This is a genomic window from Mesorhizobium sp. B2-4-15, assembly GCF_006658505.1.
Classification (GTDB): Bacteria; Pseudomonadota; Alphaproteobacteria; order Rhizobiales; family Rhizobiaceae; genus Mesorhizobium.
Genome location: NZ_VFUZ01000050.1, coordinates 1 through 10,008, shown reverse-complemented (window position 1 = coordinate 10,008; position 10,008 = coordinate 1). Strand labels below are relative to the sequence as shown.

General features: G+C 64.4%; 7 protein-coding genes. All 7 read right to left on the bottom strand.

Going from position 1 to position 10,008, the window contains the following annotated elements; all coding sequences use genetic code 11:
• Nucleotides 1–324 precede the first annotated feature (324 nt).
• The gene (locus tag FJ930_RS29725) at nt 325–3,210 is read right to left on the bottom strand and encodes a nitrate reductase (RefSeq protein WP_141841158.1); all 2,886 of its coding nucleotides are present in this window, start codon (nt 3,208–3,210) and stop codon (nt 325–327) included.
• 4 nt (nt 3,211–3,214) lie between these two features.
• Nucleotides 3,215–3,550, bottom strand: coding sequence for a nitrite reductase small subunit NirD (nirD, locus tag FJ930_RS29720; RefSeq protein ID WP_181763509.1), 336 nt, complete (start codon nt 3,548–3,550; stop codon nt 3,215–3,217).
• Complete coding sequence (gene nirB / locus FJ930_RS29715; RefSeq protein ID WP_141841156.1) at nt 3,550–6,000, bottom strand: nitrite reductase large subunit NirB; 2,451 nt, start codon at nt 5,998–6,000, stop codon at nt 3,550–3,552. Before nirB ends, nirD begins: the two co-directional genes overlap by 1 nt.
• Nucleotides 6,001–6,020: 20 nt before the next feature.
• Nucleotides 6,021–7,325, bottom strand: coding sequence for a nitrate/nitrite transporter (locus tag FJ930_RS29710; RefSeq protein WP_141841155.1), 1,305 nt, complete (start codon nt 7,323–7,325; stop codon nt 6,021–6,023).
• Between the two features lie 70 nt (nt 7,326–7,395).
• Complete coding sequence (locus FJ930_RS30215; protein WP_181763508.1) at nt 7,396–7,569, bottom strand: hypothetical protein; 174 nt, start codon at nt 7,567–7,569, stop codon at nt 7,396–7,398.
• Between the two features lie 347 nt (nt 7,570–7,916).
• A complete protein-coding gene (locus FJ930_RS29705; RefSeq protein WP_181763510.1) occupies nt 7,917–9,155 on the bottom strand; it encodes a CmpA/NrtA family ABC transporter substrate-binding protein in 1,239 nt (412 codons plus the stop codon).
• Nucleotides 9,156–9,157: 2 nt separating this feature from the next.
• Complete coding sequence (locus FJ930_RS29700) at nt 9,158–9,760, bottom strand: ANTAR domain-containing response regulator (protein WP_141841153.1); 603 nt, start codon at nt 9,758–9,760, stop codon at nt 9,158–9,160.
• Nucleotides 9,761–10,008: the final 248 nt, after the last annotated feature.

Sequence of the window (10,008 nt, the reverse complement as noted above, 5' to 3'; positions counted from 1 at the left end):
CGGATACATGGCCGCACCAACCAGCAAAGGCAAAGCTCAAAGAATCCCTTGCCAACGGAGAGCCGTCCATACACGGCCCCATTGCGGCCATTGGTATGGAGCCAGCAATCAATCTCGCTCGTTGTTTTCGGGTTCGCCCGACCTCACACCCTCTGCAACTAACATACCCGTTATCTGGCAGTAGATTACGCAGCAATTCGCCAAGGTCGATTCAAGGAGTTCGTCCAGCCACTCGCCAACCGCATTTATCTTCTACGGTGGAGGTTGCCCTGCGCCAGGACAGGCGTCTGCGCCTGACTCGCGCATTGAATGGATGCTCGCCACCTAAAACTGGCAGTATCCAACATCCCTCACTCCGCTGTCTGAACCTTGTTTTGCCCCGATTATGGCGCGGATCTCAGCACGGCAGGAGCCGCAATTGGTTCCGGCTTTCAGTACCTGTCCTATGGCTTCGACCGTCGAACAGCCCGCCTCCAACTCCGCCGCGATCTGGTTAGTACCGATGCCGAAGCAGGAGCAAACGATCGCGCCGATGTCCGCTTTTTCAGCGCCCGCGCGACCGGCGACGATCCTGAAGCGCTGACGCTGGCCGGCTAGCGCGGCGTCAAGCTGTTCGGCTGCCCAGCCGCGCGAAACCGCGACCGGGCGTGGCGCGACGAACAGCGCGCCGAGAAGGCGCTCGTCGGCGAAGGCGGCGACGCGGTGTTGGCCGGCATCGCAATCATGATAGGCGAGCAGTTCGGCATCAGGCGACGTTCCGAATAATGTAGTAGCAAACGCGGTCCAGTCGGCGCCACCATCGGCAAAGGCAAGTTCCATTCGCCAGCCGCCCTTGCATCGAGCGACGGCCCAGTAGTCGGCGGCAATGGTCTCGGGCCGTTGCCGCGTCACGGCAAAGCCGAAGGCGCCGGCGACGAATTTCTCGACGCGCACCGCGACATGCTTCAGCGCCGGCTGGCCAGATACCGGATCGGTGAGGGGCGCGGCCAGCGCGCCGAGCCTGCCTTGGGCCGCGAATTGGTCAGTCCAGTGCATCGGCGCGAAGACGCAGCCGCGACGCTGGCGGCTGGTGATGAGCGCACGCACAAGCACCTTACCGTGCGGGCTCGAAACGCGCACGATATCGGCGTCGCCGATGCCATGCTGGCGCGCGTCGGCGGGATGGATTTCCAGGAACGGCTCGGCATTGTGCTGGGACAGACGCGGGCTTTTGCCCGTCCTCGTCATTGTATGCCAATGGTCGCGGATGCGGCCGGTGTTGAGGACAAGCGGGTAGTCGGGCGTGGTGCGGGTTTCGGTCGAGGGGCGGATAGGGATGAAGCGGGCCTTGCCTCCTGGGGTGTAGAAGCTGCCGTCGGCGAAGAAGCGGATGGGCTGGAGCTCGGTTGAAGCGCTCTCCCGCCGAAGTCCGGCTTGAACAGCCCCCTCTGGCCTGCCGGCCATCTCCCCCTCAAGGAAGGAGATTGGCGGTTTCGTCGCCGGTCCTTCTCCTATAACGCCGGAGATTGGCGAAGGCCGATGTGACGTCCGAGTTCCCCCCAGGGGGAGATGGCCGGCAGGCCAGAGGGGAGTGCCTTGGCTCGGCGCTGGCCATTGGAACGGCGCTAACCTTTGATAGTCCTCAGGATCGATGCCGCCATAGGCGCCGATATCGAAATCTCGGGCGCCGTCATTCTCGAACCCCGACAGCGCGGCGTGCTCGGCAAAAATCTCCGCCGGAGAGCCATGGGCGAACGCCTCGCCGAAACCCATTCGCCGCGCCACTTCAGCGACGATCCACCAGTCCGGCCTTGCCTCGCCAGGCGTTACTTGGAACGGCCGCTGGCGTGATATGCGGCGTTCGGAGTTGGTGACGGTGCCCTCCTTTTCGCCCCAGGCCGTGGCCGGCAGCCGCACATGGGCATGGCGGACCGTGTCGGTGCTGGCGAGCACTTCCGACGCCACCACGAAGGGGCAGGCCCTGATAGCGGCTTCCACCATGTCGGCATCCGGCATGGAATCGACCGGATTGGTGGCCATGATCCACAGCGCCTTGATGCGCCCTTCGGCCACCGCGCGAAACATGTCCACTGCTTTCAAGCCGGGTTTGTCGGCAATGGCCGGCGCGTTCCAGAAGCGCCGCACGCGGTCGCGATGCGCGGGCTCTTCGATCTCCATATGCGCGGCGAGCATATTGGCCAGGCCGCCGACCTCGCGCCCGCCCATGGCGTTGGGCTGGCCCGTGACCGAGAACGGCCCCGTCCCAGGCTTGCCGATCCGGCCGGTGGCCAGATGGCAGTTGATGATAGCGTTGACCTTGTCGGTGCCTTGCGACGACTGGTTCACGCCCTGGCTGTAGACGGTGACCGTCTTGTCCGTCGCTGCGAACAGTTCGTAGAGTCCGAGAAGCTCGTGCTCGCCGAGGCCTGTGGCGGCGGCGATGCTGGCAAGATCGAGCGCGCCCGCCGCCGTCAGGGCCTCCTCGAAGCCACAGGTATGCCCGGCGATGTAGTCGCGATCAAACGCGCTGTTCGCGCCGAGATAGGCCAGAAGGCCGCAAAACAATGCCGCGTCGCCATCGGGTGCGATCGCCAGATGCAGATCGGCTATATCGGCCGTCATGGTGCGGCGTGGGTCGACCAGCACGATCTTCATCTGTGGCCGCAGCTCGCGTGCCGCAGCAATGCGCTGGTAGAGCACGGGATGGCACCAGGCCAGATTGGAGCCGACCAGAACGATGAGGTCGGCCAGTTCCAGGTCCTCGTAGCAGCCCGGCACCGTGTCGGAACCGAAGGCACGGCGGTGGCCGGCCACCGAGGACGCCATGCAGAGTCGCGAATTGGTGTCGATATTGGCCGAGCCGATAAACCCCTTCATCAGCTTGTTGGCGACGTAGTAATCCTCGGTCAGCAGTTGACCCGATACATAGAAGGCGACCGCGTCCGGACCGTGTTCGGCAATGGTGCGCGCGAAAGTCGAGGCGACAAGGTCGAGCGCCTCGTCCCAGCCAGCGCGACGGCCGCCGATTTGCGGATGCAGCAACCGGCCATCGAGACCTATGGTTTCGGTCAGAGCGGAGCCCTTGGAGCAAAGCCGGCCGAAATTCGCTGGATGGGCGGGGTCGCCGCGGACGGACACTTCACCGTCCGCGGCGACCGTCGCCAGCACGCCGCAGCCCACCCCGCAATAGGGGCAGGTGGTCCTCACCTCGCGTGCTTCCTCGATCTCCATGCCTTCAGGCCGCGCGGGTGGACAGCGCTTCGAGCGCCAGAAACAGGCGCTCGCCTTCGCGTTTCACTGGGATGGTGCGCACGGCGCCCTCGTCGACTCCGAGCGCCCAGCCTGTCTCCAGCGAAATCACCCAGTTGTGCAGGGGACAGGTCACCGCCGCGCCGTGGACGATGCCCTGGCTGAGCGGCCCGCCCTTGTGCGGGCAGTGGTCGTCGATGGCGTAGACCTGATCCTCGGCGGTGCGGAAGACGGCGATCTTGCCTTGCGGGGTATCGACGCAGCGCGCGCCGCGGCGCGGGATGTCGGAGAGGGCACCGATCGATATCCAGCTCATCTCCATCACTCCGCCGCCTCGGCAAAGCCGACCGAGGCCATCGGCCGGAACTCATGCTTGTCCTTGCCGGAGACGCGCTCCGACCAGGGATCGACCTGGGCGAATTTCTGCGAAAGGACGAAGCGGTCGAAATAGGCGCAACGCTTCTCGCCATCCTCCATGATCTGTCGCTTCACCTCTTCGATGCCGACGCGCTTGGCCCATTTGTAGATGCGTTCGAGATAGCGCGCCTGTTCGCGATACATCTGGACCAGCGCTACGATGTGCTCCAGCGCCTCATCCTCGGTCTTGACGAGGCCGAGGACTTCCGTGCCCTTGATGTCGAGGCCGGCAGCGCCGGCGAAATGGATCTCGTAGCCGGAGTCCACGCAGATCACCCCCACATCCTTGCAGGTCGCCTCGGCGCAGTTCCTCGGGCAGCCCGACACCGCCATCTTGACCTTGGCCGGCGTCCACGAGCCCCACATGAATTTTTCGATGCGGATGCCCAGCCCCGTCGAATCCTGCGTGCCGAAACGGCACCAGTCGGAACCGACGCAGGTCTTGACGGTGCGCAGGCCCTTGGCATAGGCATGGCCGGAGACGAAGCCTGCCCTGCCGAGATCGGCCCATACCGCCGGCAGGTCTTCCTTGCGGATGCCCAGCATGTCAATGCGCTGGCCGCCGGTCACCTTCACCATCGGGATCTCGAACTTGTCGACCACGTCGGCGATGGCGCGCAGCTCGCCGGCGCTGGTCACCCCGCCCCACATGCGCGGGACGACCGAATAGGTGCCGTCCTTCTGGATATTCGCGTGCACGCGCTCGTTGATGAAGCGTGACTGATAGTCGTCGGCATATTCGTCCGGCCAGTCGCAGACGAGGTAGTAATTGAGCGCGGGCCGGCATTTGGCGCAGCCGCAGGAGGTCTTCCACTCCAGCTCCTGCATGACGGCCGGAATGGTCTTCAGCCTCTTGGCCTTGATCAGCCGGCGCACCTCGTCATGACCGAGCGAGGTGCAGGCACACATGGGCTGCACGGCGGCCGGGTTGTACTTGTCGCCGATGGTCAGCACCATCAGTTTCTCGACCAGGCCGGTGCAGGAGCCGCACGAAGCGGACGCCTTGGTGTGGGCGCGCACGGCGTCGAGGGACGTCAGCCCCGCTCCCCTTATCGCCCCAGTGATCTTGCCTTTGCAGACGCCGTTGCAGCCGCAGATTTCCGCATCATCCGGCAAGGCTGCAACGGCCGCCATAGGGTCCAGGGGGGCACCCCCCTGGTATGACTGGCCGAAGATCAGGGTTTCGCGCATCGCCGAAATGTCGGTCTGCTTCTTCTTCAGGTCGTTGAACCAGGCGCCGTCGGCGGTCTCGCCATAGAGCACTGTGCCGATGATGCGGTCGTCCTTCAGGACAAGGCGCTTGTAGACGCCGGCGGCCGCATCACGCAGCACGATCTCCTGCCGGTCCTCGCCGTCAGCGAAGTCGCCCAGCGAGAACAGGTCGATGCCGGTGACTTTCAGCTTGGTCGGCGTGTCGGAATGGACGAAGGCAGCAGCCTCGTCGCCGGCCAATTGGGCGGCCGCGACACGCGCCATCTCGTAGAGCGGCGCCACCAGTCCGTAGACCATGCCGCCCACCTCGGCGCATTCGCCGAGCGCGTAGATGTCGGGGTCGTTGCTGCGCATGCCGGCATCGACGACGATGCCGCGATTGACGGCAATGCCTGCCTCCTTGGCCAGCGCCGCGTTCGGCCGGATGCCCACCGCCATCACCACCAGCGTCGCCGGGATGACGGTGCCGTCGGCGAGTTCCACCTGCTCGACCTTGCCGTTGCCAGTGATGGCCTGGGTGTTGGCCTTGGTGATGACCTTGATGCCGCGCTCTTCCACAGCGCGCTGCAGCAGGTAGCCGGCGGCCGGATCGAGCTGGCGCTCCATCAGCGTCGGCATGACGTGCAGAACCGTTACGTCCATGCCTTGCGCGTTGAGGCCGGCCGCGGCCTCAAGCCCGAGCAAGCCGCCGCCGATGACCACGGCCTTGGCGCGCGATTGGGCGGCGAGCATCATCGCCCGGACATCGTCGAGATCGCGGTAGGTCAGCACGCCCGGCAGGTTGTTCCCGGGCACCGGGATGATGAACGGCACCGAGCCGGTGGCGATGACCAGCTTGTCGTAAGATTCGGTCACGCCATGGTCCGACGTGACCGTCTTCGCCGCCCGGTCGATGGCGACGATCCTGTGACCCTTGTAGAGCGTGATGCCGTGCTTGATGTACCAGCCGTCGCCATGGATGATGATTTCCTCATAGGCTTTTTCGCCGGAAAGAACCGGCGACAGCATGATGCGGTCGTAGTTCACGCGCGGCTCGGCATTGAAGATGGTGACCTGGTAGCGGTCCGGCGCCTTCTCCAGGAGATGCTCCAGCATGCGCCCGGGGGCCATGCCGTTGCCGATGATGACGAGTTTCTCGCTCATGATGGTGATCCGCTCCGCTGTCACTCTGCCGCGTAGGAAAGGTTTGATGCGTTGGCGGCCGCCTCGCGCTCAATCCGCAGGATGCTGAAATGCATCCAGGCAAAGCAGCCGACAACGATCAGGAAGAGCAGCATGAAGCAGCTCGACCAGACGCCGGTGAGGTCGTTCAGCGCGCCAAACGCGATCGGCAGGATGAAGCCCCCAAGCCCCCCGATCATGCCGACTACCCCGCCGACCGCGCCGACGCTCTGCGGATAGTAGGCGGGGATGTGCTTGTAGACAGCGGCCTTGCCGAGGCTCATGAAGAAGCCGAGCACGCTAGCGACGACGATGAAGGCGGGCGGGCCGATCTCGAAATGGAAGGCGATCGGCCCGCTGATGCCGCGCACGACGTAGTCTGCCGAGGGGAGGGACAGGACGAGAGTCGCGACGGCACAGACGGTGAAGGTCCAGTAGAGCACGGTACGAGCGCCAATGCGGTCGGAAAGCACGCCGCCATAGGCGCGGAAGATGCTCGCGGGGATCGAATAGGCGGCGCCGACCATGCCGGCGGTGGAGATGCCGAAACCGTAGACGCCGATCAGGTAGCGCGGCAGCCACAGCGACAGCGCGACGAACGCGCCGAAAGAGAAGAAATAGTAAAAGGCGAAGCGCCAGACCTGCAGGTTCTTGAGCGGCGCGAATTCCTGCGAGAAGCTCCTCGCAGGTGCTGTTTTGCCGGCACGGCGCTCACGAATGACCGGATCATCGCTGGTGGTGAACCAGAAGATGGCAGCCATGACGACGAGTGCCGCCGCCCAGATCAGCGCGACCGACTGCCAGCCCCAGGAGAGAAGCACGAACGGCGCCAGGAATTTGGTGACCGCGGCTCCGACATTGCCGGCACCGAAGATGCCGAGCGCCGTCCCCTGTTTGTCGGCGGGGAAGAAGCGCGAGACATAGGACACGCCGACGGCAAAGGAACCGCCGGCGAGCCCGACGCCAAGCGCGGCGATCAGCATCTGCCCATAGGTGTGCGCAAAAGCGAGCAGGAAGGTCGCGACCGCCGCTGCAAGCATGGTCGCGGTGTAGACCAGTCGTCCGCCGTAGCGGTCGGTCCAGACGCCGAGCACCATGCGCACGAGAGAGCCGGTGAGGATCGGCGTGCCGACGAGCAGGCCGAATTCCGTCTCGTTTAGCCCGAGCTCCTGCTTTATGCGCACGCCAATGATCGAAAAGATCGTCCACACCGCGAAGCAGACGGTGAACGCTATGGTGGACATCACGAGCGCCTGCCGGGGAGCACTGTCCTGGCTGGGCGCGGCTGCGAGATTTTTTGCGGTCATCTTGGGCTCCGTTTGCGGCGTGGGAGGCGCGGCGTCCGTTTGTTGATCATGGTCACGACGTGTCCTTCGGTCAGTTCGACGAGACCGGTGCGGTCGTCTCGGGGGCCTTGCCTTCGGGCGTGGCATCCGGGGGAAGCAAAAGGAGCGCGGCGGTGAACAGCGCCGCCGTCAGCGCGCTGCCGACGAGAAAGTCGTGACGCGTGAGGTCCTTGAGGCACGCGCCAGTTCCGATTCGTTTCGCCATCGTCGTCTCCGCTTGGATATGCCGGCGCCTTGCATTGCGTCCGGCCAAAACAAAAAAGCCGCCGTCCAGGTCTCTCGCGTCCGTACATCCGGGATCGCGTCTAGACCTGAGCGGCAGCTTTGCCTTCGGCGCCCGCCATTGGACGCCTGTTCCATTGCCCGAGAAGGGCTCGATTATCTCAAAGCAGGAACCGTGCCAGTTTTGGCATGAGAACGAATTTCAAGTGAAATCAATACGATCGTCGCTCGCATCGCCAGCGTGACCGGCTAGCCACGGGGTCAAACATTGGTCAGCGGCGTGGACAAGTCGCATATTTTTTGTGCAGCGCACAACGTTGGCGGAAATGATCAGAGGTGCGATACGGCTGACTTCTGGCCTGCGATGTAGCCGTCGATCTCGTCCGGATCGAAGGTCTGGCCGTCGAAGAATCCATCCGGTCCGAGCACCAGGCTCGCCCCCGCCGAACCCACCGGCGTCGCCACCTTCAGCGCGCCCTCGACCTTGGCGTTGGCGCCGGGAAGCGCGACACCCAGCGGTTTCAGCGCCGCGCGATAGAGGTCGGGCCGGTAGCAGTCGCGGGCGATGGCGAGATTCCGGGCCGTGTGCGCGATATCGCCCCAGCGCACCATCTGCGTATAGAACCACAGCGCATGGCTCTTCCAGGGAAAGTTCGCGGCCTTGTCGAATGGCACGAAGAAATCCTCGATCGTCCGTTCCACGCCCCCGCCCAATTTAAGCCGGCCAGTGAGGATCGGCATCTGCACCGAAGCCGGCAGCCCGAGGAAGCGGGATCCTGCCATCAGCTCCGCCAGTTCGTTGTGGTTTTCCCGGTTCTGGCACCAGCGTGCGGAATGATGGAGCGCCCGCAGCAGCGCCGCCAACGCGTCCGGGTTTGCTTCCGCCCAGGCCTTGCGCGCGCCGATCACCTTTTCGGGGCTGTTGCGCCAAAGCAGCGCCTTGACCGTGACCATGTGGCCCGTTTCGGCAGCGACGGCGGCGCTGTTCCAGGGCTCGCCGACGCAATAGCCGTCGATGCGGCCGGCGGCCAGCGCATCGGCCATGAAAGGGGGCGGCACGACTATGATCTCGATCTCGCGGGACGGATCGATGCCACAGGCGGCAAGCCAGTAGCGCAATTCGTAATTGTGCCCGGAATGGGGATGGACGACGGCGAAGCGCAGCGGCTCGCAGGCAGATGTCGCCCGCTCGCGAATGAGCGAGCCAAGCGCGGCCCCGGTGCGGGCGGGGTCGAGGTCGGGCACCGCGCCATGCGCTGCCATTCGGTTCCACACAGCGTTGGAGACAGTGATGCAGTTGCCGCCGAGACCGAGCGAAAACGGCACGATTGTATCTGAGGCGATCGGCGTGAGGCCGAGGCTGCAGGCCAACGGCATCGGCCCTAGCATGTGGGCGACGTCGAAATGGCCGATAGCGATCCGGTCGCGGATGTTGGCCCAGGAGGTCTCGCGCTGCAGCTTGAGTTCGATGCCTTCGCGGGCTGCAAAACCCATCTCCCGGGCGGCGACCAGGACGGTGCTGTCGAAAAGCGGCATGAAGCCGGCGGTGATCTGATGCTCGGCGCCCATGCTCATTCGTCCTCCGCCGGTCCGAGCAGCCCGGCGGCGGTCACCAGGCTCTGGGCGATGTCGCTGATCTTGCGGTTCTGGTTCATCGCCGTCTTGCGCAGCAGCGTGTAGGCGGCCTCTTCGCTCAGGCCGCGCGATTTCATCAATATGCCCTTGGCGCGGTCGATCAGCTTGCGGTTCTCCAGTTCGCTGCGCGCCTCTTCAAGCTCGCGCGCCATGCGCGAAAAGGCGTTGAAGCGGCTCACGGCCATGTCGAGGATCGGCTTGACGCGCTCTTGCCTAAGTCCGTCGACGACATAGGCCGATACTCCGGCCTCGACCGCCGCCTCGATCGAGGCTTGGTCGGAGCGGTCGACGAACATGGCGATTGGCCGCTTCACCGCGCGCGAGAGCTGGAACATGTTTTCCAGCATGTCGCGGTTGGGATTTTCGAGGTCGATGACGATGACGTCCGGCTCGATCTCGGCAATACGGCGCGCAATCCCGGTGACGTCATGGATGACGGTCACCCGCTCATGCCCGGCCGCCCGCAGCCCGGCCTCGATGATCGAGGCACGGATGCGGTTTTCGTCGATCACCAGAACGGCGAGGGAGGCGTGGAACATGCCTCAATATGTCGAAGCCATGGCATTGTGCAATGCGCATGGCGGAATGGCTGACTTGGCAACGCCTTTGAATCTATCACGTTGGCGCGACCTGACGAACAGGGATTGCAGGTACCACGAACGCCAGAGCCGGCTTTCCAGCTTAATCATCCGAAAGAAGACGTTCCGCTTTTGATGCGGTGGACGGCTCTCCTCCCGCCCTGCGGTATGATCGTGGGGCCAGAGCTGGAGGAGATCTATGATGGGCA

Excerpts from the sequence above, each read along its gene's own strand:
- FJ930_RS30215 (WP_181763508.1), bottom strand. The coding sequence starts at position 7,569 with ATGGCGAAACGAATCGGAACTGGCGCGTGCCTCAAGGACCTCACGCGT.
- nirD (WP_181763509.1), bottom strand. The coding sequence starts at position 3,550 with ATGGAGATGAGCTGGATATCGATCGGTGCCCTCTCCGACATCCCGCGC.
- FJ930_RS29725 (WP_141841158.1), bottom strand. The coding sequence starts at position 3,210 with ATGGAGATCGAGGAAGCACGCGAGGTGAGGACCACCTGCCCCTATTGC.
- nirB (WP_141841156.1), bottom strand. The coding sequence starts at position 6,000 with ATGAGCGAGAAACTCGTCATCATCGGCAACGGCATGGCCCCCGGGCGC.
- FJ930_RS29700 (WP_141841153.1), bottom strand. The coding sequence starts at position 9,760 with ATGTTCCACGCCTCCCTCGCCGTTCTGGTGATCGACGAAAACCGCATC.
- FJ930_RS29710 (WP_141841155.1), bottom strand. The coding sequence starts at position 7,325 with ATGACCGCAAAAAATCTCGCAGCCGCGCCCAGCCAGGACAGTGCTCCC.
- FJ930_RS29705 (WP_181763510.1), bottom strand. The coding sequence starts at position 9,155 with ATGGGCGCCGAGCATCAGATCACCGCCGGCTTCATGCCGCTTTTCGAC.